A 24,848-nucleotide genomic window follows, 5' to 3' on the forward strand; every position below is an offset into this window, starting at 1 on the left:
CCATTCAAAGGAATTCAGACCATGGCAAAGATGACGAAGACCCAATTGATCGATGCAATTGCCGAGGGCACGCAGCTTTCGAAGAACGACGTGAAGTCGGTGATCGAGTACATGGCGACCGTCGGCTACAAGGAGCTCAACGAGTCCGGCGAGTTCGTCATTCCCGGCTTCGTGAAGATGTCGGTCGTGAACAAGCCCGCGACCGAAGCCCGCATGGGCATCAATCCCTTCACCAAGGAGCCGATGCAGTTCGCGGCGAAGCCCGCCAGCAAATCGGTCAAGGCCTCGCCGCTGAAGGTGGCCAAGGACGCCGTCTGACGTGCCGGCGATGTCGTTGCAGTCGGCTCATTGGCGCGGCGGCGCAGCGAGCAACGGCTGAAGACCAGGTGGTGCTCGGCCATGGGATGCCGAACATCACCACGACCATCAGAAAACCGTAGCGCGCGGTACTCGCGCTGTCCGGAACGGCGAGCCCCGTTCCGTCACTATCCTCACCCGCTTTCACAAGAAAAAGCCCCGCGCTTTCGCGCGAGGCTCTTCTGGCTGACGGCGTTGGGATTTCAGCGCCTCGCCGACAGCCATGGCTCATAACCTAAAGTTGAAATTGCAAAAAGCAACAGCGCCGCCGTGACGGAGTATGTTCGTCAGGCGGCGCTGCCGTGTAACTGGGCGCTGAAATCCCCAGCTTCCATGAGTGCTTGCCGCGCCGCAAAGGTTCAACGTCGCCTCCGAGGAAATTTCGCTTGTGGGGCTGGACTTTTTGTTCTCATTTTGTTCTAGTGTGAGCCGCCTTGGTGGACCGTTGGAGGTTGCTCATGACCGTCGAAAAGCAGCGCGAAGTGATCCGGCTCTGGAACGAGCTCAGGAAGGTCGAGGGCCCTGCCGCGGAAGAGCTCCGCATCCAGATCCTCGAATGCTTCTCGAAGGAGAAGCCGAAGCGGGCGGCCTGACCTGCATCGACGCCACGCAGCGACGCGCGGGCGCGATCCCGCTCAGACGGGAGCGCGCTTGACCTGCCGCCGCGTTGCTTGCCGGCGAAGAGTCTTCTCGAAGTTTTGTCGGAGAAGAGTCTTGTTGCAGAAGAGTCCTGCGGCGTCGAACGTGTGAGCGTGCGCGCTTTTATCGATCGTTAGGAGTTGCTCGGCGCTCATTCTTGCGACTCCGATTCGTTCTTCGGAGAACGAAATGGAGTCGAAGCTGGAACAAAGCAGGTCGTTCTTGTTGCAGCTCATCACCGCGGAGCTGTCGTCTGCGGTCTGGCTAACGATAGCTTGCGCGGATGCCGATAACCCTATTCGGTTAGGTTAAAAGCCCAATCGCGTTGCGCTTGCTGCGCCTTGGGGTAGGTGTTCGGCAAAGACAAGCAAGGAACGACGTTGCCAAAGAAACGATTTGGCCAAGAAGCAATTTGCCATGATGCCCTTTTCAGAGCCGTCCTTTTTTCAAGGCGACCGGCACACCTACCGGCGCGTCGCCGTCGTCGGCGCGCTGTTCTGTCTTGCTTTCGTCGTGATCAGCTTCTCGTTGCGGCCGCAGGCCGAGGACACGCGCGTTGCGGTGAAGGCCGACCGGCTGGTGCGCACGGCAGGCCAGGCACCGCGCGCCAATTAGCGCTCGTCGCCGCGGCGGCGGTCGTCGGCCCGCGCCTGCGGGCATGCGGCGCCGCGCGAGGCGAGCGCCACGAAGCCGGCATAGCCGGACAGGTTGAGCAAGATTTCGAGCCAGGCGGGCATATCGGCCTCTTTCCCTCCGCTTTAGCGTGGGAAGGATTCAACGTCCGCGCGCAATCCCGGTTCCATGCTCCCGCACAGAAACTCAGAGCGGAGAGGAGGGGTCGAGCCTTCGGCCGAGGGTCGCGACGGATTCGCTCGACGGCTGCTCCTTCAGGAACTCGGCGATGGCCTGCGCCAGCTCGCGGTCGCTCATCGGCGTCGGCGGCGGGCGCAGCGTGCCGACACCGAAGCTGCGGACGATCTCGTCGTAGTGCTCATCGTCGGATCTGGGAACCAATTTGCGGATACGGGCCAGCAAAGCGGATAACGGCAAGCTTTCCTCCTCGATCGTCCCCGCTGGCAACCGTCGTGGTCTGCTGCCATCTGCTCCCGTGAAACTGAAAACCCCGCCAGCATCGCGGAGATGCTGACGGGGTCTTCGTGCTGTCGCCTCAACCCGGATGGCGGAGGCTCCCGCACTTGCAACGTCAATCCGCCGCCGGCCATTTTGTTCCCGCTGCATCGACATTTTTTGACCGCGATCGGTTCCCGCGCGCCCCGCAACCATCGCAGGCGCTCGCTGTTATCCCCGCAAGACGCGAAGGAGGAGAGCATGAAGAAGACATTGGCAGTTCTGGCCACCGTCGCAGCCGTCGGCGTAACCGCGGTGGCAGCCCCTGCGCCCGCCGAGGCACGTCACCGCGGCATCGGGCCGGGCCTCGCGTTCGGCCTTGCCGCCGGCGCGATCACCGCGGGCGCGGTCGCAGCCTCTCATCCCTACGGCTATTACGGCCCCGGCTACGCCTATTATGACGGCCCGAGCTATTACGGACCGGGTCCGTACGCCTATTACGGCGGGCCGTATTACCGGCACCACCATCACTGGCGGCATTGGTAGGCCGGCGATCCAGTGATCGCCAATAGCGAAAAGCCCGGAGCGCTGCTCCGGGCTTTTTTCATTCGCATGTCGTCGCGCCTGCCGGCGCGCCGATGTTACGGCCAGAGCGAAGGCCGCTCGACCTTGCGGGCATTCTCCAGCGTCGACACGAAGTATTCCTCGCGCTCGCGCTTGAACTTTTCCTGAGTGGCACGGAAGGCTGCGACACGGGCGGCGATCTCTTCGCGTTCGCGCTCTTTGCGCTGTTCGTCTTCGGTCATGTCAAATCCCCTCTACACCTTGAGTATGTGCACATCTGAACTCAAGCACTGCCGCCGCAATCACGTTGAGTCGCGTCAACACATCCATTGGCACTCCCGAATGGGGCGTCAATGGGGAGGAGGCATTGCAGGATTGTGATATGCGAAGGTCGGAAGAAATTGCCGAGCGCGTTGCGTTGGCGCTTGATAAGAGCGTCAAACGATCTTGCCGTGTGCGCATGTTGCTGTCAGGCCAAACGAGTCGGGAGGCGCGATTGATCGCAACGGACCTTCAGAGCGGTATCGAGCGGCTCGGCGACATGATCGCCGAGGCCAGGACCATCGTCCCGTTCACCGGTGCCGGCATCTCGACCGAATGCGGCATTCCCGACTTCCGCTCGCCGGGCGGAATTTGGACGCGTAACCGTCCGATCCCGTTCGACGAGTTCGTCGCGAGCCAGTCAGCGCGGGACGAATCCTGGCGGCGGCGCTTTGCGATGGAGGAGGTCTTTGCCGCAGCGAAGCCCGGCCGCGGCCACCGGGCGCTGGCATCGCTCTACCGCGCCGGCAAGGTTCCCGCCGTCATCACCCAGAACATCGACAACCTGCACCAGGCCTCGGGCTTCGCGCCGGAGCACGTGGTTGAACTTCACGGAAATACCACTTATGCGCGCTGCGTCGGTTGTGGGCAGGCCTATCCGCTCGAGTGGGTGAGGCGCCGTTTCGACGACGCTGGCGCGGCGCCCAACTGCACCGCCTGCGACGAACCGGTGAAAACCGCCACGATCTCCTTCGGTCAAATGATGCCGGACGACGAGATGCAGCGCGCGACAGCGCTGTCGCGGGCCTGCGATCTCTTCATCGCGATCGGTTCCTCGCTGGTGGTCTGGCCGGCCGCCGGCTTTCCGATGATGGCCAAGCGCGCCGGTGCACGTCTTGTGATCATCAATCGCGAGCCGACCGAGCAGGACGACATCGCCGACCTCGTCATCCACCACGACATCGGCGAGACGCTCGGGCCCTTTGTCGGAAATTGAGGCGTCAATTTGATTCGCGGCTGTGCAAGCTGTTCATAGGTTCCGGCGAATCTCTTTTTTATCTATGCGTCGCAACCGGGAGTGTTATCTTTTGAGTCGAAAGATTCGCGTCGCGTCGAATTGAGAACATTCTCTTAAGACGCGTGATTCGAGCGCCGCCAATGTGGCGGGTTGCATGGCAGTGTGGGGTCCGGGGTTATGGGGTCGTCGGACGGATTTGAGTCCAAGAAGCTTGGAGTTCCCGGACAGGGCACCTCGCCGGGGCGATTGACGCCGGGCGAGCATGGCAGCGCCGGCCGCGACACCGCACTCAGTCCCTTCACCGGATTGGGCGAAGCCAGCGCCAACCTCGTCGAGGTCACCGGCGTCATCAAATGGTTCGACGCCTCTAAAGGTTACGGCTTCATCGTGCCCGATAATGGCTGGCCCGACGTCCTCCTGCACGTTACCGTGCTGAGGCGCGACGGCTTCCAGACGGCTTATGAAGGCGCCCGCATCGTCGTCGAGTGCATCCAGCGCGCCAAGGGCTACCAGGCTTTCCGCGTCGTCTCGATGGACGAGTCGACCGCGATCCATCCGGCGCAGATGCTGCCGCCGCGCACCCATGTCACGGTCACCCCGACCAGTGGGCTGGAACGGGCCCAGGTGAAGTGGTTCAACCGGCTGCGCGGCTTCGGCTTCCTGACTTGCGGCGAGGGCACCCCTGATATCTTCGTGCACATGGAGACGCTGCGCCGCTTCGGCATGACCGAGCTCAGGCCGGGCCAGTATGTGCTGGTCCGCTTCGGGCCCGGCTCCAAGGGCATGATGGCGGCCGAGATCCATCCCGAGACCGGATCGCCGGGATTGCAGTCGCACTAAAGATATCAATTCCCACAATCGTGAGCAGAGGCGCGCTGCAAGTCCGGCGCGCCTCTTCCTTTTCCGGCGGTCGCCGCGTAAGGACTGACTTAAGTCCCACGCCGCGAGAGCCCCCATGAATTCTGATCGAAAGGCCGTCTGGTCCGCTCTGAAGGGCTGGCTGGCCGCCATCCTCGTCATCGCCGGCTGGGCCGTCGCCGGCACGCCGGTCGGCGCCGCCAGCTTCCAGCCGCTCGAGATCGTCACCAAGAACGGCGTGCAGGTGTTCTCGGTCGAGATGGCAACAACCGATGAGGAGAAGCAGACCGGCCTGATGTACCGCAAGGAATTGGCCGACGGCAAAGGCATGCTGTTCGACTTCAATCCCGAGCAGGAAATCTCGATGTGGATGAAGAACACTTATGTTTCGCTCGACATGATCTTCATCCGCGCCGATGGACGCATTTTGCGCATCGCCGAGAATACCGAGCCGTTGTCGACGAAGATCATCTCCTCCCGGGGGCCCGCCCGGGCCGTGCTGGAGGTGGTGGCGGGAACGGCGCAGAAGTACGGCATCCGCCCCGGTGACCGCGTCGGCCACCCCCTGTTCGGCGCCAAATAGGGCGGGCAGGGCCATTGCGGCCCCGGCCGGCGGCTTTGAAGCTTGCTGGCGGCCCTGTTTGGAAGCTTGCTGGCGCTCTGGGAAGCGTGTATCGACGGGGCTCGCCGGACATTCGGGGTATAGCGCAGCCTGGTAGCGCGGCAGTTTTGGGTACTGCAGGTCGTTGGTTCGAATCCAGCTGCCCCGACCAGTCCCGGGCGGCGCTGGCGCTCAAGTCAGCATCCACCCGGCAATGGCCAGGCATCCGCGCGCGCGGGCCGCCCGCTTCGCGCGGAATCAGCAAAGCCTCGTCGAACCTTCGCCCGTCGCCATAGACAAATCCGTGTTGGGGATTTCAGCGCCCAATGTCTAAACGGACGCCGCCAAGCGATGAATATTCCGCTTGCGCGGCGTTGCGCTTTTGCCGGCCGCGCTCGTCAGTTCGACGCGCACCAGCCGGGCGGAAATGGGACGTACGACCAGGCCATGTGGTTGTCGTTGGCGGCTTGCGGCGGCGCTTGCGAGGCCGTGCTCGCGATTGGCGCTCGCGGCGCCACGCGGAGCGCGAGGCGCAGACATGCACATTGCAGTTTCATGATTGTCATTCCCCGCAATCCACTTGCTTCCAAACGTCCGATCGTCTGCAAAATTCAGTGTAGAAATTACCGTGCGCCGAAACGGCGCGCTCGTCCTCAAATCATGGACATTCTAGAAAAACTGGCGCCGGCTTTCAACCGATCGTGCCGCTCCATCCCAAGAAGTAAGGTTGACCGGCAAGGTTAAAGGCGAGTGGCTGTTGCGGCCGTTTGGGTGGCTGCTATCAGGTCGGTCCCGGCTCGCGATGGGCTGCTTTCACTCTGTCCAACCACAGATGACGGTTCGTCGCAGCGTGCGCATCTTTTGAGTTCTGCGCCAGCGAGTTCTGCCCATGTCTCTTGATCCCAACACCGGGACCGTCGGTCCGCAATCGAACTGGACCGAGATCTGGCACCTCTGGACGGTGATCGTGCCGCGCCGCTCCATCAACGGGCAGTTCGTGCTCGGCAAGGTCTGGCGTCGCCACGACGGCCGCGACTGGATCTACAGGAAGTTCACCGAGTTCGACGGCGAAGAGGCGGCTTGAAGGGCGACGAGATCGGGATGACCGTCATCGCGCCTCGGTTTGTCGTTGATGCAGTAGGATCCTAGCCTGCGTGCCGCTCGCCGGCTGCCGATCCCGGCGCCTGCACGCGTGGCAGCGGCAGCTTGAAGTGACGCTTGGCATGGGCGACGATCTCGGCGTCGGAGGGATGGTCGGCCGCTTCCACCGCGGCAATCCGCTTGGCCAGGTCGGGTGCGCTTGCGCGAATATGGCTGGCCAGCTCCGTCTTCGCACTCGCCGGCCCGATGATGAGGATCTCACCGGCATCAGCGAGGGCCGTGGTCACCTCAGCGTAGAATGCCTTGTCGGGGGCCGCATGGCCGCTCCCGATGCTATTGGCCTTGTGATGAAGATGACGCGTCGCCAGGTGCGGATGCAGCGTGACCTCGTCCGAGCCGCTCAGGCCGAGATGGAAGATGCGGGCCTGCGAATGATCGATCCATACCACGGCGTGGAAATGAGAGGACATGTGTTGGGCCTTGTGCGAGAGGAGGCCGCCAGACTCTGTGCGGCGGCTCAGGTCGCGGCGACACTATGCGGGCCGGCACCGCCCCTGTTGACCCATGTCAATCCGATCCCGGTTCAAAGCAAGACGACGCATATGACTTCTGGCAACAGCCCGAGCGCACGCCTCGAGCGGGCGTTTCGAAGAATGTCCGCGGCGAAACGTTCTCAGGCCGCCTTCGCCTCCGCAGCCGGCTTGGCCGGCGGCGGCTTCAGCGGCTTGTCCTGCTTCTTCGACCAGGAGATGTAATAAGCCACCGTCGTCATGATCGCGATGCCGGCGACACTGACGAAGATCTGCGCGAGCAGCGAGCCCGAGCTCATCGACAGCTCGAAATGACCGACGAAGGACAGGAACACGCCGACGCAGAACACGGCGAGCGACTGCTGGCCGCAGACGATCAAGGGGTCGAACACCTTCCACTCCAGCCCCGGCCACTCCTTCGGCACGAAGCGGATCACCAGGATCACGATCACCACGAAATGGAGGAAGCGGTACGGCGCGAGGTTGGTCTTGTCATTGGGGTTGAAGGCCGAGAACAGCCATTCCGGGAACATGCCGCCGAAGGCGGGGAAGCGGCCGGCCATGGTCATGACCAGCGCGAACAGGAGATAACCGAGGCAGACCCACAGCGTAACAGGCGAATTGATCAGTGTGATCGAGCGCCGCGCGCCGCCCATGGAGCACCAGGCGCCGAACACGAACAGCACCTGCCAGCAATAGGGGTTGAAGTACCACTGGCCGGCCGGATAGGCGGTCAGGTTCCAACCGTAATGGCGCGCGGCGAGCCACAGCACGATCGACAGGATCATCGTCAAATCGGGCTTGCGCAGCATGAACCACAGCACCGGCGGAAACAGGCCCATCAGCACGATGTAGAGCGGCAGCACGTCGAGGTTGAGCGGCTTGAAGCGCAGGAACAGGCCCTGGCGCAGCGTCTCGGTGGCGTTGTCGACGAGGCCGGCGACGTTGAACTCGTTGATCATCTCGGAATCGCCGAAGCGCAGGGCGAGATAGCTGATCGAGGCGATGTAGATCACGAACAGGATGATGTGGGCGACATAGAGCTGCCAGACCCGCTTGGTGAGCCGGGTGGCACCGACGATGAAGCCGCGGTCCAGCATCATCCGTGCATATACGAAGGAGGCGGTGTAGCCGGAGATGAAGACGAACAGGTCGGCCGCGTCCGAAAAGCCGTAGTTGCGGGTCGTGATCCAGTTCACGACGTTGTCGGGGATATGGTCGAGAAAGATCGCCCAGTTCGCGACACCGCGAAACAGGTCGAGCCTGAGGTCGCGACCCTTGTCGGGAAGCGTGGCGCTGACGTTCAGGAAGGCCATGCGTCGGGAGCTTTCAGAGAGGACAGAAGCGCGGAGATCGGTGAAGCCGGGCCGCCAAACGGGGTCCCAGGAGGAAACGCGGGTACGCAATTGTCACGGTGCAGCATAATGACTATACCGTTGGCGAGGGTGGCCGGGGCCGGAATCAGGATCAGTTCCCAACCGGCTTCTCTATACCATCCCCGAGATTTCCACCAACTGCCACCGTGACGCATCGAAATCGAACGAAAAGACGAAGAGGCCCGGACCAGTCATGACCGCACGCATTTTCAAGCCTGCCAAGAACGCGATGCAATCGGGCCGGTCCAAGACCAGGGAATGGCAGCTTGACTACGAGCCGGAGCAGCCGCGATCGGTCGAGCCGCTGATGGGCTGGACGTCGTCGGCCGACATGAAGCAGCAGATTACGCTGCGCTTCCACAGCAAGGAAGAGGCGATCGCCTATTGCGAGCGCAAGGGCATCGCCTATCAGGTGATCGAGCCCAAGGAGTCGATCCGCCGGCCGGTTGCCTATGCCGATAATTTCTCGTTCCGCCGCGGCGAGCCCTGGACGCATTAAAGACCATTCTGATCAGAGATAGGGCCGCGTGAGCTCGGCCTGCATGGTTCGAGACGCCCGCTTTGGGCGGGCTCCTCACCATGAGGGTCTAATATCCTGCCGCGAAACGTGACCTCATCCTGAGGGCCCGTCGGAGGCGGGCGTCTCGAAGGATGGGCCGCGGGCAAGCTTCCCGCCACGCTTTTCCAGCCTCGCGGAAGCCTAAGGTGGTTGGCATCAATTCCGCCCCGTGCTTCGCTGGCGGTCATGACGGGCTCATGAGCGAGGCGGGGGATGGCGGGGCGTGACCAGCTCGACGGCGTCGATCTGAAGATATTGTCCGAGCTGCAGCAGGACGGGCGGGTTCGCAACAACGAGCTGGCGCTGCGGGTCGGTGTGTCCGCGCCGAACTGCTTGCGGCGGCTGAAGTCTCTGTTCAGCCGCGGCGTGATCCGGGCGGTGCGCGCCGTGATCGACGAGCGGCTGCTCGGCTATGAGGTGGTGTCGTTCGTCTCGATCCAGCTCGGCAGCCAGGCCCAGCCGGTGCTGGAGGCGTTCGAGAGCTCGATCGCCGCGATCCCGCGCATCCAGCAGTGCTGGCGGATTTCGGGCGACACCGACTATCTGCTCAAATGCGTGGCGCCGAGTGTCGAGAGCATGCGCCAGCAGCTCCTGCATTTCGCCGCGATGCCCAACGTGAAGAACGTCCGCAGCTTTCCGGTGCTCGGGGTTGCCAAGGACGTGCCGCTGCCGTTGCAGGAGGTCGCGGTGGCGGCGCCTGGGTAGGGCGTTCGAATATCTCAGCGGCAACAAATCGGAATTTCAGAGGCGCGCCTCAGCGATACCGCCCCCGAAACTCGCGGGGAGACGTGCCGGTCCAGGTCCGGAAGGCCCGCGAAAAGCTCTTCTCGTTGCGGAAGCCGGCGATCTCGGCGATGCGCTTGATCGGCGTGCGGCCGCGCATCAGCTCCTGTTTGGCGAGCGCGAATTTCGCCTCCTCCTTGAGATCGCGCAGCGAGGTGGACTCCTCGCGCAGGCGGCGATGCATGGTGCGGGTGGAGAGTGCAAGCTCGCTCGCGACGTCCTCGGCACCGAGGACACGCCCGCGTGCATTGCGCAGCACGCGGCGGACGCGCTCGACCAGCAGGCGGTCGCGCCGATAGGGCAGCACGGTGAGCCGGAGTGCGCCCTTGAGCATGTTGTCGAGATCGGCCGCGCTGCGCGTCAGCGGCAGCGACAGATAGTGCTTGTCGAAGATGATGGCTGCGCGGTCCGCATTGAAGCGGACGCTCCGGCAAAAGATGGTCGGATAGACCGAGACGTGGCCGGGCTCGGAGAAAGGAAACTCAGCCGCGCGGAGCGCGATCCGGGAGTCGACGGCCCAGCATGAGAAGCCGAGCACGTAGCGGAACAGGGTGACGAGGCAGAACTCGCGGAAGGGCCCGAGGTCGCGCAGCTGACGGATCGACACGACAGCGGTCTCTTCGCCAACCTCGAGATCGAGCAGCACATCCTCGGTGACCAGGCGGTGATGCCGGCACCAGCGCTTGAGCGCGATCTCCAGCGTCGGTGCGGTGATCGAGGCGCGGCACAGCATGCCATAGGTGCCCCATGGCAGCCGGCGCGAAAACCAGCCGAGCGCCTCGTCATCGAGCTCGCGCATGGCGTGGCCCGCCAGCGCCTCGAACTGGGCCGCGGTCACCCGCCCATCGGGAGAATTGACAAGCTCCGGCGCGACCTGGCCCCGGCTCAAAGCTTCGGCGGGATCGCGGCCGTAACGCTCATAAGCGGCCACCACGCCGCGGACGAAGGCGGCGGGCGTGACGGCGCGGCGCGGAATTGCGGTGGCGGCTTGAAAAGGCATCGGATTCCTTTCGGAAATCCTCGCCAAGTTTGGCGGAAAATGCAACCTTTTCGACTGCAAGAGGGCCGGGACCGGGCTAGGTTCGGAGCCCAAAATAGGGAGGAATCGCCTTGAACATCCCGAGCATCGATTTCGATCTGGGCGAAGACATCAGCCTGCTGCGCGACACCGTTCGATCATTCGTGGAGGCGGAGATCACCCCGCGTGCCGCCGAGATCGAAAAGGCAAACCTGTTCCCGGCGGATCTCTGGAAGCGGCTTGGCGACCTCGGCCTGCTCGGCATGACCGCGCCGGAGCAATATGGCGGCTCCAACATGGGCTATCTCGCCCATATCGTCGCGATGGAGGAAATCTCGCGCGGCTCGGCGGCCGTGGGGCTGTCCTACGGCGCTCACTCCAATCTTTGCGTCAACCAGATCCGTCGCAACGGCAATGACGCGCAGCGGCAGCGCTATCTGCCGAAGCTGATCTCAGGCGAATATGTCGGTGCGCTCGCGATGTCCGAGCCCGGCGCCGGCTCCGACGTGGTCTCGATGAAGCTGCGCGCCGACAAGCGCGGCGACCGCTACGTGCTCAACGGCTCCAAGATGTGGATCACCAATGGCGGCGATGCCGACGTGCTGGTGGTCTACGCCAAGACCGATCCGGAGGCCGGTCCGCGCGGCATGACCGCCTTCCTCATCGAGAAGGGCTTCAAGGGCTTCACCCACGGCCAGCATCTCGACAAGCTCGGCATGCGCGGCTCCAACACCTATCCGCTGTTCTTCGACGATTGCGAGGTGCCGGAGGAGAATGTGATGGGCAAGGTGGGCGAGGGCGTCAAGGTGCTGATGTCCGGCCTGGACTATGAGCGCGCGGTGCTCTCGGGCGGCCCGCTCGGCATCATGGCGGCCTGCATGGATGCGGTCGTGCCGTACATGCATGAACGCAAGCAGTTCGGTCAGCCGATCGGCGATTTCCAGCTGATGCAGGGCAAGCTCGCCGACATGTATGCGACCTGGCAGGCCACGCGCGCCTATGTCTATGCCGTGGGGCGCGCTTGCGACCGCGCCGACCACGCGCGCAGCTTACGCAAGGACGCTGCTGCTGCAATCCTCTATTCCGCGGAGAAGGCAACATGGATGGCCGGCGAGGCGATCCAGGCGCTGGGCGGGGTCGGCTACACGTCCGAATTCCCGGTCGGACGCCTGTGGCGTGACGCAAAACTCTACGAGATCGGTGCCGGCACCTCGGAGGTCCGTCGCATGCTGATCGGCCGCGAGCTGATGGCCGAGACGGCTTAAGTCCTTCACTCCATTGGAATCCCCATGCCGCTTCATTCCAGCATCGATCCGTCTTCATCAGATTTCGCGCGCAATTCCGAGGCGATGCGAGGCCTCGTCGCCGATTTGCGCGAAAAGCTTGCCCAAGTCGCCGGCGGCGGCGGCGAGGCCTCGCGCAAGCGCCACACCGCGCGGGGCAAGATGCTGGCGCGTGAGCGCGTCGACCTTCTGATCGATCCCGGCACCTCGTTCCTGGAGCTTTCGCCGCTTGCCGCCTACGGCCTCTATGGCGGCGACGTGCATTCGGCCAGCGTCGTCACGGGGGTGGGGCGCATCTCGGGCCGCGAATGCGTTGTTGTCGCCAACGACGCCACCATCAAGGGCGGCACCTACTACCCGATGACGGTAAAGAAGCATCTGCGGGCGCAGGACATTGCGCGGCAGAACAATCTGCCCTGCGTCTATATGGTGGATTCCGGCGGCGCCTTCCTGCCGCTGCAGGACGAGATCTTTCCGGACGAGCGGCACTTCGGCCGCATCTTCTACAATCAGGCGCAGATGTCGTCGCAGGGGATTCCGCAGATCGCGATCGTGATGGGCTCCTGCACCGCCGGCGGCGCCTATGTGCCGGCGATGTCGGACGAGAGCATTATCGTGCGCAACCAGGGCACCATCTTCCTCGGCGGCCCGCCGCTGGTGAAGGCCGCGACCGGCGAGGTCGTGAGCGCGGAAGAACTTGGCGGCGCCGATGTGCATTCGCGGCAATCCGGCGTGACCGATCACTACGCCCAGAACGATGCGCATGCGATCGGCATCGCCCGTCGTATCGTCGGCACGCTCAAGCCTTCCACGCGGCCAAACCTCAACATGCATCAGCCGCACGATCCGCTGTTCGCGGCGGAGGAAATCTATGGTGTGGTGCCGGTCGACGGCCGCAAGCCGTTCGACGTGCGCGACATCATCGCGCGCATCGTCGACGGCTCGGAGTTCGACGAGTTCAAGAAGCTCTATGGCACGACGCTGGTGTGCGGCTTCGCCCATATCTGGGGCTATCCGGTCGGTATCATCGCCAACAACGGCATCCTGTTCAGCGAGAGCTCGCTGAAGGGCGCGCATTTCATCGAGCTGTGCTGCCAGCGCGGCATTCCCCTGGTGTTCCTGCAGAACATCACCGGCTTCATGGTCGGCAAGAAGTACGAGGCCGGCGGCATCGCCCGCGACGGCGCCAAGCTGGTGACGGCGGTTGCGACGGCGTCGGTGCCGAAATTCACCGTCGTGATCGGCGGCTCCTACGGCGCCGGCAATTACGGCATGTGCGGCCGCGCCTACGCGCCGCGCTTCCTGTGGATGTGGCCGAACGCGCGCATCTCGGTGATGGGCGGCGAGCAGGCCTCGATGGTGCTGAGCCAGGTCCGGCGCGACAATATCGAGGCCAAGGGCGAGAGCTGGTCCAGGGAAGAGGAAGACAAGTTCCGCGAGCCCATCCGCGCGCAATATGAAAGTCAGGGGCATCCCTATTACGCGACCGCGCGGCTGTGGGACGACGGCGTGATCGACCCCGCCGACACGCGCCTTGTGCTCGGCCTCGGTCTTTCGGCGGCGTCGAATGCGCCGATCGAACCGACCAAATTCGGCCTGTTCAGGATGTGATGCGATGGACCGCTCAAAGCTCTACCGGCGTTTTCGCACGCTCCTGATCGCCAACCGCGGCGAGATCGCCTGCCGCGTCATCCGCACCGCCCGTGCCATGGGCCTGCGCACGGTCGCGGTCCATTCCGAGGCCGATCGCGATGCGATGCATGTCGCGCTCGCGGACGAGGCCGTGCTGCTCGGGCCGGCACGAGCCCGCGACAGCTATCTCAACATCGAGCGCTTGATCGAGGCCGCGCGGAAGACCGGTGCGGAGGCCGTGCATCCCGGCTACGGCTTCCTCTCGGAGAATGCCGAGTTCGCGCAGGCCTGCCTCGATGCAGGGCTCATCTTCGTCGGTCCGACCGCCGAGATGATGAATGCGATGGGCTCGAAATCAGGCTCGAAAGAGTTGATGGAGAAGGCCGGCGTGCCGCTAGTGCCCGGCTATCACGGCGAGGCCCAGGACGAGGCGACGCTGGCCAAGGCGGCGGACAAGATCGGTTTCCCCGTCCTAGTGAAGGCCTCCGCCGGCGGCGGCGGCCGCGGTATGCGCATCGTGCGCTCGGCCGATGAGTTGGCGTCTGCGATCGTCAGCGCCAAGCGCGAGGCCAAGGCCGCATTCGGCGACGACCGCATGCTGATCGAAAAGTACGTCGATAATCCCCGGCATATCGAGGTGCAGGTGATTGGCGACAGCCATGGCAATCTGCTCTCGCTGTTCGAGCGCGAATGCACCTTGCAGCGCCGGCACCAGAAGGTGATCGAGGAGGCGCCGTCGCCGACGCTCAATGCCGCGCAGCGCGAGACGGTCTGTGCCGCCGCGCGCAAGGCGGCGGGCGCGGTGAACTATGTCGGTGCCGGCACCATCGAGTTCGTCTCCGACGGCAAGGACGTGTTCTTCATCGAGATGAACACGCGCCTCCAGGTCGAGCATCCCGTGACCGAGCTGATCACAGGGATCGATCTGGTCGAGTGGCAGCTGCGCGTCGCCTTCGGCGAGGCGCTGCCGCTCAAGCAGGACGAGATCAAGCTCAACGGCCATGCGATCGAAGCGCGGGTCTATGCCGAGAATCCGACGAAGAACTTCATGCCGTCGGTCGGCAGAATCTCGACCTGGCGAATGCCGGCGGAAACCGGCGGCCTGCGCATCGATACCGGCTATCGCGAGGGCGATAGCGTCTCGCCTTACTACGATGCGATGTTGGCAAAGACGATTGCATGGGCGCCCACGCGGGACGTTGCGATCGACCGTCTGAACCGCGGCCTGGAGGAGTCCGATGTCCGCGGCATCGTCACCAACATCCCCTTCCTTTCCGCGCTGATCACGCACCCGAAGGTGCGCGCGAATGCCATCGATACCGGCTTTATCGAGCGCGAGCTGGCGGTGCTGACGTCGGCGGTGCCTGCGCCTGGAGAGCTCGAGCTCTGCGCCGCAGTCGCCGCGATCGTCAACGTGGAGCGGGAGACGGCGCAGGCGGAAGCGAATTCGCCCTGGCAGACCTTCGGCTGGCAGCCAGTCGGCCGCCGCCAGCGCAGCTTTGCGTTCCGCGTCGGCCATGGTCCGGAGCAGAAGATCGCGCTGAACTACGGCAGCGGGCCGTCGACGCTGGTGATCGGCGAGCGCGAGCTGGCGTTCACGATCGCTGCGAAGGACGGCGGCTTCGACCTGACCCTGGACGGCGTCAAATCATCGGTCGCGGCGGTGATCGATGGCCATGAGCTTTACCTGCGCACGCGCAACGGCCGCTTCGACCTGCACTGGGTCGATCCGTTCGGCGGCGAGAGCGAGGAGCATGTCGGCGAGGACAAGATCGCAGCGCCCTTGCCCGGCACGGTGGTTGCCGTGCTGGCCGAGGAGGGGGCGAAGCTCGACAAGGGCGCGCCGATTCTCACGCTCGAAGTGATGAAGATGGAGCAGACGCTGCGCGCGCCCTATGCCGGTGTGCTGAAGTCCATCAAGTGCAAGGTCGGCGACATCGTGCAGGAGGGCGTCGAGCTCGCCATGGTCGAGCCTGCAGGAGAGTGACATGAGCGACGAGGTCCGCATCGTCGAAATGGGGCCGCGCGACGGCCTGCAGAACGAGAAGACGCCTGTCAGCGTCGAGGCGCGCATCGCGTTCGTCGAGGCGCTGGTCGCGGCCGGCCTCGATACGGTCGAGGTTGGCGCCTTCGTCTCGCCCAAGGCCGTCCCGCAGATGGCTAGCTCGGACGCCGTACTGCGCGGCGTCGCGCATGTGAAGGACGCCGAATTTCACGTGCTGGTGCCGAACGAGAAGGGCTATGACGCCGCGCGTGCCGCGGGCGCCAAAGTGGTCTCCGTGTTCGCGGCGGCCTCCGAAGGGTTTTCGCGGGCGAACATCAACTGCACGATCGCGGAGTCCATCGCGCGCTTCAAGCCGGTGCTGGCGCGCGCCAGGGACGATGGCGTCAAGGTGCGCGGCTATATCTCCTGCGTGCTCGGCTGCCCGTTCGACGGCAAGATCAAGCCGAAAGCTGTCGCAGATCTTGCGAGCACGCTGTGGGATCTCGGCTGCTATGAGATCTCGCTCGGCGACACCATCGGCGTCGGCACGCCTGTTAAGGCCAAGGAGATGCTGCGCGCGGTTGCGGTCAACATCCCGCCGGCCAAGCTCGCGATGCATTTCCACGACACCTACGGCCAGGCGCTCGCCAATCTCTATGCGGGCCTGGAGGAAGGCGTCCGCGTCATCGATGCCGCCGCCGGCGGCCTCGGCGGTTGCCCCTATGCGCCGGGCGCGACGGGGAATGTCGCGACCGAAGACGTCGTCTATATGTTCGAAGGCATGGGGATCAGGACGGGTATCGATATGGAGAAGCTGCTGGCGGCTACGAACGCGATGAGCGGCGTGCTGGGCAAGCCGCCCGTGAGCCGCGTGGCATCGGCGTTGAATGCGAAGAAGAAGCGGGTGACCTCGTAAAGCTTCGTAGGGTGGGTTAGTTCTGTGATTGCGCGAAGCGCAATCACTCGGCGTAACCCACCTCTTTGGTATCCGCGGAGACGAAAGTGGTGGGTTACGCCCTGCGACTGCGCTTTGCGCAGTCGCAGGTCTAACCCACCCTACGAAATCTGCGGTCAGGCCGCCTTCAGCCCGACATCCGGCAAACGCGGCCGGTTCTTGAGCGCCTTGGCCATCATGGCCTCGACCTCGGCCTTCTCCTGCGGCAGCAGTGCGAGGCGGGGCGGGCGGGTCAGGGCGGTGCCGCGGCCCATGATGTGCTCGCACAGCTTGATGCATTGGACGAGGTCCGGGCGGGCATCGAGATGCAGGAGCGGCATGAACCATTCGTAGAGCGGCATGGCCTCGGCCAAGCGTCCGGCCTTGGCCAGGCGGAACAGCGTCTCGCCTTCGCGCGGGAAGGCGTTGGACATGCCGGAGACCCAGCCGACGGCGCCCATGGCGACGCTCTCGACGATGACGTCGTCGAGACCTGCGAACAGCACGAAGCGGTCGCCGACCATATTGCGGGTGTCGATGAAGCGCCGCGTATCGCCGGAGGAATCCTTGAAGCAGACCACGGTCTCGACGTCGGCGAGCGAGGCCAGGATGTCGGGCGTGACGTCGTTCTTGTAGATCGGCGGATTGTTGTAGAGCATCACCGGCAGGTCGGTCGCAGAGGCGACGGCGCGGAAATGCGCGGCGGTCTCGTGCGGCTTGGCGGAATAGACCAGCGCCGGCATCACCATGACGCCGTCGATGCCGACGCGTGCGGCTTCCTTCGCGGTCTCGACCGCAAACGCGGTGGTGAATTCGGCGATGCCGCACAGCACGGGCACGCGGCCCTTCGCGACCGACTTCGCCGCCTCCATGATCGCGACCTTCTCCTTGCGCTCCAGCGAGGTGTTCTCGCCGACCGAGCCGCAGACGATCAGGCCGGAGACGCCGTCGCGGATCAATCCGTCCATCACCTTGGCGGTCGCATCGATGTCGAGCGAGAGATCGTCGTGGAATTGGGTGGTGACGGCCGGGAAGACGCCTTCCCAGGCAACGCGGCGGCTCATGGTTTGACTCCAGGTGAATATGCCGGCGGGGGCTGGAGCCGCCGGCTTTTGTGAAAGGGATGGGGAACGGGATCAGAGCGTCGCGCCGACCTTGCGCAGCTCGGCGAGGACAGGGGCCTTGGGCAGCCAGATCTTGTCGAACTCGGCAATCACGGCCTCGGTGTCCTTGGCGTCGACCTGGCGGATCGGGATCGGCGCGTTCTTGAAGTTTTCGATCAGCGCCGGCTCGTTGCCGGCGAGCTCGTCGATCTGCGCGTCCAGCGTCGACTTGATCGTCTTGGTGATCAGCTCGCGGTCGGCGGCGGGCAGCGATTGCCAGACGCGGCCGGAGACGACCGCGGCCATCGGCATGAAGACGGCATTCATCTGCAGGATCACCTTCGACACCTTGTCGAAGCGCTGGTTCCAGGAGAATTCGAGATCAGCCTCGAGGCCGTCGACCTGGCCATTGGCCATGGCGTCGAACACCTGCGGCGTCGGGATCGGCGTCGGCGCTGCGCCGAGGGAGGAATAGAAATCGCGATAGACCGGCGTCGGGTTGATGCGCAGCTTCATGCCCTTGATGTCGGCGAGCGAGTTCAGGTCCTTGGAGGAGAACACCGCGCGCATGCCGGTGATGCCCCATCCGAGTCCGATGGTGCCGGTCTCCTGCGGCAGCACCTCGAACAGCTTCACCGCCGCCGGATGCCGCACGAACTTGGCCACTGCCGGCGTCGAGCGCACGATATAGGGCGCGTTGATAGCGGCGATGTGCGGCACGCGCGAGCCGAGCTCGGCGGCCTGGATGAAGCCCATGTCGAGCGCGCCGGACTGCAATTGCTGCATCATCGCGGTCTCGTTGCCGAGCTGGCCGGAGTGAAACACGGTCAAGGTCAGGCGGCCGTTGGTGGCGGCCTTGAGCTCGTCGCCGAATTTGAGCGCGGCCTTGTTCCAGGAATGGCCGTTCGGCGTGATCAGGCCGAGACGGAATTCCTTGGCCTGGGCGAGCGCGAGCGAGGGGGCGAACACCGAGGCGGCGGCACTGGCGGCGAGAAAGCGGCGGCGTGAAAGCGGCATAATCGGGCTCCTTTCGGATGGGCCTATTTGACGAGGATCAGCGAGAGCGAGGGATAGAGCGAGAGCAGCACCAGGAGGACGCAGGAGATGACGAAGAAGGGCAGCGTCACCATGAACATCCTGCCGGGCTTGGCGCCGGTGACGGCGGCCGCGACGAAGAAGCAGAGCCCGACCGGCGGCGACAAGAGCCCGAGCACGAGGTTGATCACCACGACGACGCCGAACTGCCGGGGGTCGATGTGATAGATCTCGGTTGCGACCGGCAGCAGGATCGGCACCGTCATGATCAGGCCGGGAATGCCGTCGATGACCGTGCCGATCACGAGCAGGATGACGTTGCAGATCAGCATGAAGCTGACGGGATCCTTGGCGGCGGTCTGGATCCAGGCGGCGGTCTCCTGCGGCACCTTGCCGAAGATCAGCACCCAGGAGAACACGGCGGCGGCCGCCACCAGAAACAGCACGATCGCCGAATAGATGGCGCTGCGCAGCATCATCTGCGGCAGCTGCGAGAACTCGAATTCCTTGGTCCAGAACTTTCCGACCAGCGCGGCGGCCACCGCGCCGACGGCGGCGGATTCCGTCGCGTTCGCGAGGCCGCCGAGGATGGTGCCGACGATGACGATCGGGATCAGCAGTGTCGGCGAGGTCCGCAGGATGGTCATAACGCGCTGGCGCGGCGTCTGGTAGTCCGCGCGGGGATAGTTGTAGATGTAGCCCATCAGCGCGATGACGAGGCAGAACATCACGGTGAGGATGACGCCGGGCACGATGCCGGCGATCAGCATGTCGCTGACCGAGACCTGCGCCAGCACGCTGTAGACCACGAACATCACCGAGGGCGGGATGATCGGGCCGAGCATGCCGCCATAGGCGGTGAGGCCCGCGGCGAAGGTCTTGTCGTAGCCCTTCTTCTCCATCTCCGGGACCATGATCTGGGCCATGATCGCGACCTGCGCGGTCGCAGATCCCAGGATGGAGGAGATGAACATGTTGGCGAGGATGTTGACGTAGGCGAGCCCGCCCTTGAGCGAGCCGACGAAGGCCATCGCCATGTCGACGATACGCCTTGTGATGCCGCCGCCATTCATGATCTCGCCGATCAGGATGAACAGCGGGATCGCGATCAGGCCGTAGCTGTCGACGCCGCCGAACAGCTGCAGCGGATAAGACTGGAACAGCACCGGGTTGCCCGAGGCGGCGATATAGACGAGGCCGGCAAGGCACAGGCAGAGCCCGATCGGCACGCCGACCAGCATGAACGCCATGAAAGCCGCTGACGTGATCATCAATTGACCCCGTCGAGCTCGGAGAGCTGAAAGCCCTTCGGCGGCGTGCGCGGGACCAGCTCGAGATCTTCCAGAAGATTGGCGAGGCCATGGACGGTCATGGACACCGCGAAGATCGGCAGCGTCAGATAGAGCACCCAGGTCGGCCAGTTCAGCGTCTGGGTGCGCTCGGTGTAGAGGAAGTTGAAGGTCTCGGCGGCGAGCTTGCGCCCGTCGAAGCCGGCGCGGGCGAGGCCGACCGGATCCATCCAGAGCACGCAGGTGACAATCAGCGCGACGCCGAACACGACGACGAGGCCGGTCGAGATCACCTTAGCGGTCTTCTGGTGCTGCAGCGACAGCCGCTCCGTCAGCATGGTCACCGCGAAATCGAGCCGCAGCCGCGTCATCGCGGACGCCCCGATGAAGGTCAGCCAGACCACGCAATAGACGGCGGATTCGTCGATCCAGTAGATCGGGAAATGCGAGTAGCGGGTGACGACGTTCACCAGGATCAGGCCGGTGAGCAGGTACATCAGGGCCATCAGCGCCAGCCGCTCGCAGGCGAGCAGGGCACTCGACATCCGGACGATCATGCGTCGGAGGCTGAGTGCGCGCGTGGCCGGCATCGTCTGCTCGATCATGAAAGAGGCCCCAACCCCCGAAGATTTGTCGTGCGATTGCCGAATGTATAAATTATACATTTTGGGTGTCAAACGGAGTTTGCGGTCATTTCGGCGGCAGGGCGCGCTTTTGCTGGGCACTTTGCTTGTGGCGCGTTGGCTTTTGCCGGGCAGCTCAACATGCAAGACAGGGTCCGCGTCGGTCGCGCGAGTCGGGAAGGACAACAGACGATCAGATGAAACAGCCTCTGAAGCATCGCACCCTGTCGGCTGCGATCGTCGACCAGCTCCGCCAGGCGATCCTCGATGGCACCTATCCGGCCGGATCGCAGCTGCGCCAGGATGCGCTCGGCGAGGCCTATGGCGTCAGCCGCATCCCCGTGCGCGAGGCGCTATTCCAGCTCGAAGCGGAAGGCCTGGTGCGGATCGTGCCGCAGAAGGGCGCCATCGTCTCGGAGCTGTCGCTGGACGAGATCAACGACGTGTTCGACCTGCGCCGCATCCTGGAGCCGCGGCTGCTGGCGCAGTCGGCGCCGCGCTTCACCTCAGACGATTTCGACGGGCTCGACGACATCCACCGGAGCTTCGAGAAGGCGATCAAGGCGCGCAATGTCAGCGACTGGGGTCAGCTCAACGCCGATTTCCACATGGCGCTCTACGTCCATGCCCCGCAGCCGCGCACCCGCGCGATCGTGCTCTCGCTGCTGCAGACCAGCGACCGCTACACGCGGCTGCAGCTCTCGAACACGAAGGCGATGGGCATTGCCGAGAAGGAGCACGCCCAGCTGATCGCGCTCTGCCGCGCGCAGAAGGTCGAGGAGGCCTGCCGGTTCCTGGAGCGGCACATCGAGGCCGTGCGCAAGGATTTATTGCAGGTCGTGGCGAACGCGCCGAAGTCGCGGCGGACGAGCGAGCCATAATCGATGTGCCCGTAGCCCGTAGGATGGGTAGAGCGCAGCGAAACCCATCAATTCCGTCCGCGCGGGGAGACGATGGGTTTCGCTGCGCTCTACCCACCCTACGGCAGTTGCGATCGTCGTCACCTGCTCCCGTCCGGCCCCATCACGAGGTCCGGCAGCCAGGTCGAGATCCCCGGCACGACACACAGCAGCAGCACCGCGAGCATCATCAAGAGCACGAAGGGCAGCGTGCCCCAGATCACCTCGCGCAGAGGAATATCCGGCGCGACGTTACGGATGACGAAGATGTTGAGGCCGACGGGCGGATGGATCAGCCCCATCTCCATCACGATGGTCATGACCACGCCGAACCAGATGATGTCGAAATTGGCGGCGCGGAGCGGCGGCAGGATGATCGGTGCCGTCATCAGGATGATCGAGACCGGCGGCAGGAAGAAGCCGAGCACGACGACCATGACGAGGATCGCGAACAGCAGCTCCCAGCGCGGCAGGTGCATCGCGACGATGGATTCGGCGACCGATTGCGAGATGTGCAGGTAGCTCATCACGTAGGAATAGAGCAGCGACATGCCGATGATCATCATCAGCATGGTCGATTCCCGGATCGTCGACTTCATGATCGGGGCGAGGTCGCTCGGGCGCCACACGCTGTAGATCGCCGCGATCAGCGCCAGCGCCAGGAGGCCGCCAAGGCCGGCAGTCTCCGACGGCGTGGCATAGCCGCCATAGAGCGCGATCATGACGCCGGTGAGCAACAGCACGAAGGGGATCACGCGCGGCAGCACGCTGAAGCGCTCGGCGAGCGTATACTCGTCGCGGGTGAGGATCGCAGCCTCCGGCCCGCCATTCTTGTAGACCGCTTCGGCCGCCTTGTATTCCTGGCGGAAACGGATCACGGCATAGGCGCCGAACAGCGTGACCAGCAGTAGGCCCGGCCCGATGCCGGCGAGGAACAGCCGTCCCAGCGACTTTTCGGCAGCGACCGCGAACAGGATCATGGTGATGGAGGGCGGAAGCAGGATGCCGAGCGTGCCGCCGGCAGCGATGATCCCAGCGGCGAAGCCGCCGGAATAGCCGCGCTTGCGCATCTCGGGGATACCGGCCGAGCCGATCGCCGAGCAGGTCGCGGGCGAGGAGCCCGCCATCGCCGCGAACAAGGCGCAGGCGAACACGTTGGCGACGCCGAGTCCGCCGGGGACGCGATGCAGCCAGGCATGCAGAGCCGAATAGAGATCCTGGCCCGCGCGCGACTTGCCGATCGCCGCGCCCTTCAGGATGAAGAGCGGGATCGACAGAAGCGTGATCGAGGCCATCTCCTCGTAGACGTTCTGCGTCACCGTATCGAGCGAGGCCGAGGGCATGTAGATGCCCATGAACACGACCGCGACCGCGCCGAGCGCGAACGCAATCGGCATGCCCGAGAACATCACCAGCAGCGTCGCAATGCCGTAGGCAAGGCCAATGCCGAAAACGCTCATGGCCGCTTGGCTCCGGTGAAGGGCAGCGCAAGCTGCACGAGAATCTGGAGGCAGAGCAGGCTCATCCCGAGTGCCATCAGCGAATAGGGGATCGCGAGCGGCGGCGACCACATCGAGTTGGAGACTTGGCCGTCGACATAGGCCTCATGGGCCAGGGTCCAGGACTTCCAGGTGAAGAAGGCGCAGAACAGGAATGTGGCGGCATCGACCAGCCAGAGGCGAACCCTGTTCGCGAGTGGCGACAGCAGGCCGACGAAGGCCTCGATGCCGATGTGACCGCGGCTCTGCTGCACATAGGCCGCCGTCATGAAAGTAGCGCCGACCAGGAGGAACACGGCGGCCTCGTCCTGCCAGTAATTGGCGGCCTTGAACAGCGCGCGGCTGAGCACGCTGTAGCTCAGGATGGTGCAGGCCGCGACCAGCGCAATCGCGGCGAACACGACGATGATGCTGTTGAGGACGGCGAGACCGCGATCGATCGCCGCCGCAGGGCCGGTCCCTGCGGCAACGCTCGCCCGGTCGTCACGATCCGGAAGCGGACCGTGGCTCATGCCGCGACGTCGATGGCGAGCTTGAGCAGGTTTGCGGCGGTCGCGGTCTTGGCGCTGTAGTCCTTCCAGGCGGTGTCGCGGGCGATGTCGCGCCACTTGCCGACGGTCGCGGCGTCGAGCACCGAGACCTTGGCGCCGGCCTTCTCATAGACCTTGGCGACCTCGACGTCGTCGTCCTGCGCGCCCTTGCGGCCGAAGGCTTCGAGCTCGGTGCCGACCGCGAGCAGGATGTCCTGATGGTTCTTCGGCAGCTTGTCGAAGATCGCCTTCGACATCATCAGCGGCTCAAGCATGAACCAGTAGGAGGCGCCTGCGCCTGATGTCAGCGACTTCGCGACCTCTTCGAGGCGGAACGAGATCAGGCTGGTCGAGGAGGTGATGCCGGCATCGCAGGCGCCGGTCTGCATCGCCGCGTAGATTTCGTTGGAAGGCACCGACAGCACCGAGGCGCCGGCGGTCTGCAGCACCATGTCCATCTCGCGCGAGCCGCCGCGCACCTTGAGACCCTTGGCGTCTTCCGGCGCGACGATCGGCCTAGAGCGGCTGGCGACGCCGCCGGCCTGCCAGACCCAGGTGAGCAGGATGATGCCCTTGTCGGCGAGGAAGTCGGTCAGCGCCTTGCCGACGGGCTCCTTCTTCCAGCGCAGGCCCTGATCGTACGTGGTCACCAGGCCCGGCATCAGGCCGATATTGGTCTCCGGCACCTCGCCGCCGGCATAGGGCATCGGATAGAGGCTGATATCGAGCGCGCCTTTGCGCATGGCGGAGAACTGCGCGTTGGTCTTGATCAGCGAGGAGTTCGGATAAATCTCGGCGGCAATGTCGCCATTGCTGCGCTTACTCACTTCGGCGGCGAACATGCGGCAGAGCCGGTCGCGGAAGTCGCCCTTGTCGATGGTGCCGCCCGGAAATTGATGTGAGATCTTCAGCGCGGTCGCGGCCTGCGCGGTGCCAGTGCCGAAGCGCAGAATGGCGGGTGCCGCGACGGCGGTCGCGATCAGATGTCGGCGCGTAATCATGGTGTGATTCCTTGGACTGTTCTTGTTGGTGTGATTTGGGTCGGGTCTCGTCAGACCGGCGTTCGGGCCCATCCTAGCCGGTCTTCCACCCGATATTCTCTCATCTGATAGTTCGAGACCGAATGCCCCGGCAAGTGCCGGCCGTGCTGCGCTGCACACTTGCGATCCCGGTTGTGAGCGCGAAGCACGCCGTACAACGGATGGCGGATAGCTCGCCAAAATTTATCGACAGCGGCGTAACAACGCCGGCTGGCGATCCGTCGATATTGAATAGCGGCGTCCGTCGCTGACAAACACGCATCT

General features: G+C 64.3%; 28 protein-coding genes and 1 tRNA gene. 16 read left to right on the forward strand and 13 right to left on the reverse strand.

Going from position 1 to position 24,848, the window contains the following annotated elements:
* The first annotated feature begins 21 nt into the window (after positions 1-21).
* The 3 genes from N2604_RS22210 (at position 22) to N2604_RS22220 (ending at position 1,611) form a co-directional block, all read left to right on the forward strand.
* Positions 22-318, forward strand: coding sequence for an HU family DNA-binding protein (locus N2604_RS22210; protein ID WP_008558895.1), 297 nt, complete (start codon positions 22-24; stop codon positions 316-318).
* Between the two features lie 497 nt (positions 319-815).
* Entirely contained in the window at positions 816-950 is a 135-nt protein-coding gene (locus N2604_RS22215) for a hypothetical protein (RefSeq protein WP_260347228.1), read from the forward strand.
* Positions 951-1,413: 463 nt separating this feature from the next.
* Entirely contained in the window at positions 1,414-1,611 is a 198-nt protein-coding gene (locus N2604_RS22220; RefSeq protein WP_212257284.1) for a hypothetical protein, read from the forward strand.
* Here N2604_RS22220 and N2604_RS22225 read toward each other — a convergent pair.
* Both N2604_RS22225 and N2604_RS22230 read right to left on the reverse strand, forming a co-directional pair.
* Entirely contained in the window at positions 1,608-1,733 is a 126-nt protein-coding gene (locus N2604_RS22225; protein WP_260370355.1) for a hypothetical protein, read from the reverse strand. The genes N2604_RS22220 and N2604_RS22225 overlap by 4 nt on opposite strands.
* An 82-nt stretch (positions 1,734-1,815) precedes the next feature.
* A complete protein-coding gene (locus tag N2604_RS22230; protein WP_260370356.1) occupies positions 1,816-2,046 on the reverse strand; it encodes a hypothetical protein in 231 nt (76 codons plus the stop codon).
* Between the two features lie 279 nt (positions 2,047-2,325).
* Between N2604_RS22230 and N2604_RS22235 the strand changes: the two genes are divergently transcribed.
* Positions 2,326-2,610 carry a hypothetical protein gene (locus N2604_RS22235; protein ID WP_260370357.1) on the forward strand — a complete coding sequence of 95 codons (285 nt, stop codon included), beginning with the start codon at positions 2,326-2,328 and terminating at the stop codon, positions 2,608-2,610.
* A 95-nt stretch (positions 2,611-2,705) separates the two neighbouring features.
* Here N2604_RS22235 and N2604_RS22240 read toward each other — a convergent pair whose 3' ends face one another.
* Complete coding sequence (locus N2604_RS22240; protein ID WP_008558907.1) at positions 2,706-2,870, reverse strand: hypothetical protein; 165 nt, start codon at positions 2,868-2,870, stop codon at positions 2,706-2,708.
* Positions 2,871-3,124: 254 nt separating this feature from the next.
* On the opposite strand from N2604_RS22240, the gene N2604_RS22245 reads away from it, so the two are divergent.
* The 5 genes from N2604_RS22245 to N2604_RS22265 all read left to right on the forward strand — a co-directional run bounded on the left by N2604_RS22245 (position 3,125) and on the right by N2604_RS22265 (position 6,450).
* The gene (locus tag N2604_RS22245) at positions 3,125-3,886 is read left to right on the forward strand and encodes an NAD-dependent protein deacetylase (protein WP_260370358.1); all 762 of its coding nucleotides are present in this window, start codon (positions 3,125-3,127) and stop codon (positions 3,884-3,886) included.
* 198 nt (positions 3,887-4,084) lie between these two features.
* Positions 4,085-4,747 (forward strand): cold-shock protein, encoded by a 663-nt coding sequence (locus tag N2604_RS22250; RefSeq protein ID WP_260370359.1) that lies wholly within the window; start codon positions 4,085-4,087, stop codon positions 4,745-4,747.
* A gap of 115 nt (positions 4,748-4,862) precedes the next feature.
* Positions 4,863-5,348, forward strand: coding sequence for a DUF192 domain-containing protein (locus tag N2604_RS22255; protein WP_260370360.1), 486 nt, complete (start codon positions 4,863-4,865; stop codon positions 5,346-5,348).
* Positions 5,349-5,461: 113 nt separating this feature from the next.
* Positions 5,462-5,538 (forward strand) — tRNA-Pro (locus N2604_RS22260).
* 717 nt (positions 5,539-6,255) lie between these two features.
* Positions 6,256-6,450 (forward strand): hypothetical protein, encoded by a 195-nt coding sequence (locus tag N2604_RS22265; RefSeq protein ID WP_260370361.1) that lies wholly within the window; start codon positions 6,256-6,258, stop codon positions 6,448-6,450.
* Positions 6,451-6,511: 61 nt separating this feature from the next.
* Here the strand turns inward: N2604_RS22265 and N2604_RS22270 are convergent, their stop codons facing one another.
* Positions 6,512-6,937 carry a translational machinery protein gene (locus N2604_RS22270; RefSeq protein ID WP_260370362.1) on the reverse strand — a complete coding sequence of 142 codons (426 nt, stop codon included), beginning with the start codon at positions 6,935-6,937 and terminating at the stop codon, positions 6,512-6,514.
* 203 nt (positions 6,938-7,140) lie between these two features.
* Positions 7,141-8,313 carry an OpgC domain-containing protein gene (locus N2604_RS22275; protein WP_260370363.1) on the reverse strand — a complete coding sequence of 391 codons (1,173 nt, stop codon included), beginning with the start codon at positions 8,311-8,313 and terminating at the stop codon, positions 7,141-7,143.
* A gap of 253 nt (positions 8,314-8,566) precedes the next feature.
* Between N2604_RS22275 and N2604_RS22280 the strand changes: the two genes are divergently transcribed.
* Both N2604_RS22280 and N2604_RS22285 read left to right on the forward strand, forming a co-directional pair.
* A complete protein-coding gene (locus N2604_RS22280) occupies positions 8,567-8,872 on the forward strand; it encodes an ETC complex I subunit (protein ID WP_024337795.1) in 306 nt (101 codons plus the stop codon).
* Between the two features lie 273 nt (positions 8,873-9,145).
* The gene (locus N2604_RS22285) at positions 9,146-9,637 is read left to right on the forward strand and encodes an Lrp/AsnC family transcriptional regulator (RefSeq protein WP_260370364.1); all 492 of its coding nucleotides are present in this window, start codon (positions 9,146-9,148) and stop codon (positions 9,635-9,637) included.
* Between the two features lie 49 nt (positions 9,638-9,686).
* Here the strand turns inward: N2604_RS22285 and N2604_RS22290 are convergent, their stop codons facing one another.
* Positions 9,687-10,715, reverse strand: coding sequence for an AraC family transcriptional regulator (locus N2604_RS22290; RefSeq protein WP_260370365.1), 1,029 nt, complete (start codon positions 10,713-10,715; stop codon positions 9,687-9,689).
* Positions 10,716-10,825: 110 nt separating this feature from the next.
* Here N2604_RS22290 and N2604_RS22295 point away from each other — a divergent pair, with 110 nt between their 5' ends.
* Genes N2604_RS22295 through N2604_RS22310 form a run of 4 tightly spaced genes read left to right on the forward strand, consistent with a single transcriptional unit; the run spans position 10,826 to position 16,548 of the window.
* Entirely contained in the window at positions 10,826-11,998 is a 1,173-nt protein-coding gene (locus N2604_RS22295; protein ID WP_260370366.1) for an isovaleryl-CoA dehydrogenase, read from the forward strand.
* Positions 11,999-12,022: 24 nt separating this feature from the next.
* A complete protein-coding gene (locus tag N2604_RS22300; RefSeq protein ID WP_260370367.1) occupies positions 12,023-13,627 on the forward strand; it encodes a carboxyl transferase domain-containing protein in 1,605 nt (534 codons plus the stop codon).
* Between the two features lie 4 nt (positions 13,628-13,631).
* Positions 13,632-15,635: an acetyl/propionyl/methylcrotonyl-CoA carboxylase subunit alpha gene (locus N2604_RS22305; RefSeq protein WP_260370368.1), complete on the forward strand. Its 2,004-nt coding sequence runs from the start codon at positions 13,632-13,634 to the stop codon at positions 15,633-15,635.
* 1 nt (position 15,636) lies between these two features.
* Positions 15,637-16,548 carry a hydroxymethylglutaryl-CoA lyase gene (locus N2604_RS22310; RefSeq protein WP_260370369.1) on the forward strand — a complete coding sequence of 304 codons (912 nt, stop codon included), beginning with the start codon at positions 15,637-15,639 and terminating at the stop codon, positions 16,546-16,548.
* Between the two features lie 155 nt (positions 16,549-16,703).
* Here the strand turns inward: N2604_RS22310 and N2604_RS22315 are convergent, their stop codons facing one another.
* From N2604_RS22315 to N2604_RS22330, 4 genes are all read right to left on the reverse strand, one after another.
* A complete protein-coding gene (locus tag N2604_RS22315; RefSeq protein ID WP_260370370.1) occupies positions 16,704-17,630 on the reverse strand; it encodes a dihydrodipicolinate synthase family protein in 927 nt (308 codons plus the stop codon).
* Positions 17,631-17,702: 72 nt separating this feature from the next.
* Positions 17,703-18,686: a TRAP transporter substrate-binding protein gene (locus N2604_RS22320; protein WP_260370371.1), complete on the reverse strand. Its 984-nt coding sequence runs from the start codon at positions 18,684-18,686 to the stop codon at positions 17,703-17,705.
* Positions 18,687-18,709: 23 nt separating this feature from the next.
* Positions 18,710-19,975, reverse strand: a complete 1,266-nt coding sequence (locus N2604_RS22325) for a TRAP transporter large permease (protein ID WP_197958722.1) — start codon at positions 19,973-19,975, stop codon at positions 18,710-18,712.
* A complete protein-coding gene (locus N2604_RS22330; protein ID WP_260376288.1) occupies positions 19,975-20,583 on the reverse strand; it encodes a TRAP transporter small permease in 609 nt (202 codons plus the stop codon). The genes N2604_RS22325 and N2604_RS22330 overlap by 1 nt, the downstream gene beginning before the upstream one ends.
* Before the next feature lie 230 nt (positions 20,584-20,813).
* Here N2604_RS22330 and N2604_RS22335 point away from each other — a divergent pair, with 230 nt between their 5' ends.
* Positions 20,814-21,497 carry a GntR family transcriptional regulator gene (locus N2604_RS22335; RefSeq protein ID WP_260370372.1) on the forward strand — a complete coding sequence of 228 codons (684 nt, stop codon included), beginning with the start codon at positions 20,814-20,816 and terminating at the stop codon, positions 21,495-21,497.
* A gap of 119 nt (positions 21,498-21,616) precedes the next feature.
* Here the strand turns inward: N2604_RS22335 and N2604_RS22340 are convergent, their stop codons facing one another.
* The 3 genes from N2604_RS22340 to dctP are packed head-to-tail and all read right to left on the reverse strand — an operon-like array spanning position 21,617 to position 24,545.
* Positions 21,617-22,975, reverse strand: coding sequence for a TRAP transporter large permease (locus N2604_RS22340; protein ID WP_260370373.1), 1,359 nt, complete (start codon positions 22,973-22,975; stop codon positions 21,617-21,619).
* Positions 22,972-23,526, reverse strand: a complete 555-nt coding sequence (locus N2604_RS22345) for a TRAP transporter small permease (RefSeq protein WP_260370374.1) — start codon at positions 23,524-23,526, stop codon at positions 22,972-22,974. The genes N2604_RS22340 and N2604_RS22345 overlap by 4 nt, the downstream gene beginning before the upstream one ends.
* A complete protein-coding gene (gene dctP / locus N2604_RS22350; RefSeq protein ID WP_260370375.1) occupies positions 23,523-24,545 on the reverse strand; it encodes a TRAP transporter substrate-binding protein DctP in 1,023 nt (340 codons plus the stop codon). Before dctP ends, N2604_RS22345 begins: the two co-directional genes overlap by 4 nt.
* Positions 24,546-24,848 lie beyond the last annotated feature (303 nt).

It is taken from the genome of Bradyrhizobium sp. CB1015 (assembly GCF_025200925.1).
Taxonomy (GTDB): domain Bacteria; phylum Pseudomonadota; class Alphaproteobacteria; order Rhizobiales; family Xanthobacteraceae; genus Bradyrhizobium.

Coding starts and splice junctions, on each gene's coding strand:
- N2604_RS22255 (WP_260370360.1), top strand. CDS start 4,863: ATGAATTCTGATCGAAAGGCCGTCTGGTCCGCTCTGAAGGGCTGGCTG.
- N2604_RS22310 (WP_260370369.1), top strand. CDS start 15,637: ATGAGCGACGAGGTCCGCATCGTCGAAATGGGGCCGCGCGACGGCCTG.
- N2604_RS22210 (WP_008558895.1), top strand. CDS start 22: ATGGCAAAGATGACGAAGACCCAATTGATCGATGCAATTGCCGAGGGC.
- N2604_RS22290 (WP_260370365.1), bottom strand. CDS start 10,715: ATGCCTTTTCAAGCCGCCACCGCAATTCCGCGCCGCGCCGTCACGCCC.
- N2604_RS22335 (WP_260370372.1), top strand. CDS start 20,814: ATGAAACAGCCTCTGAAGCATCGCACCCTGTCGGCTGCGATCGTCGAC.
- N2604_RS22315 (WP_260370370.1), bottom strand. CDS start 17,630: ATGAGCCGCCGCGTTGCCTGGGAAGGCGTCTTCCCGGCCGTCACCACC.
- N2604_RS22215 (WP_260347228.1), top strand. CDS start 816: ATGACCGTCGAAAAGCAGCGCGAAGTGATCCGGCTCTGGAACGAGCTC.
- N2604_RS22285 (WP_260370364.1), top strand. CDS start 9,146: ATGGCGGGGCGTGACCAGCTCGACGGCGTCGATCTGAAGATATTGTCC.
- N2604_RS22235 (WP_260370357.1), top strand. CDS start 2,326: ATGAAGAAGACATTGGCAGTTCTGGCCACCGTCGCAGCCGTCGGCGTA.
- N2604_RS22300 (WP_260370367.1), top strand. CDS start 12,023: ATGCCGCTTCATTCCAGCATCGATCCGTCTTCATCAGATTTCGCGCGC.
- N2604_RS22265 (WP_260370361.1), top strand. CDS start 6,256: ATGTCTCTTGATCCCAACACCGGGACCGTCGGTCCGCAATCGAACTGG.
- N2604_RS22320 (WP_260370371.1), bottom strand. CDS start 18,686: ATGCCGCTTTCACGCCGCCGCTTTCTCGCCGCCAGTGCCGCCGCCTCG.
- N2604_RS22345 (WP_260370374.1), bottom strand. CDS start 23,526: ATGAGCCACGGTCCGCTTCCGGATCGTGACGACCGGGCGAGCGTTGCC.
- N2604_RS22340 (WP_260370373.1), bottom strand. CDS start 22,975: ATGAGCGTTTTCGGCATTGGCCTTGCCTACGGCATTGCGACGCTGCTG.
- N2604_RS22250 (WP_260370359.1), top strand. CDS start 4,085: ATGGGGTCGTCGGACGGATTTGAGTCCAAGAAGCTTGGAGTTCCCGGA.
- N2604_RS22280 (WP_024337795.1), top strand. CDS start 8,567: ATGACCGCACGCATTTTCAAGCCTGCCAAGAACGCGATGCAATCGGGC.
- N2604_RS22270 (WP_260370362.1), bottom strand. CDS start 6,937: ATGTCCTCTCATTTCCACGCCGTGGTATGGATCGATCATTCGCAGGCC.
- N2604_RS22275 (WP_260370363.1), bottom strand. CDS start 8,313: ATGGCCTTCCTGAACGTCAGCGCCACGCTTCCCGACAAGGGTCGCGAC.
- N2604_RS22325 (WP_197958722.1), bottom strand. CDS start 19,975: ATGATCACGTCAGCGGCTTTCATGGCGTTCATGCTGGTCGGCGTGCCG.
- N2604_RS22220 (WP_212257284.1), top strand. CDS start 1,414: ATGATGCCCTTTTCAGAGCCGTCCTTTTTTCAAGGCGACCGGCACACC.
- N2604_RS22330 (WP_260376288.1), bottom strand. CDS start 20,583: ATGCCGGCCACGCGCGCACTCAGCCTCCGACGCATGATCGTCCGGATG.
- N2604_RS22240 (WP_008558907.1), bottom strand. CDS start 2,870: ATGACCGAAGACGAACAGCGCAAAGAGCGCGAACGCGAAGAGATCGCC.
- N2604_RS22225 (WP_260370355.1), bottom strand. CDS start 1,733: ATGCCCGCCTGGCTCGAAATCTTGCTCAACCTGTCCGGCTATGCCGGC.
- dctP (WP_260370375.1), bottom strand. CDS start 24,545: ATGATTACGCGCCGACATCTGATCGCGACCGCCGTCGCGGCACCCGCC.
- N2604_RS22305 (WP_260370368.1), top strand. CDS start 13,632: ATGGACCGCTCAAAGCTCTACCGGCGTTTTCGCACGCTCCTGATCGCC.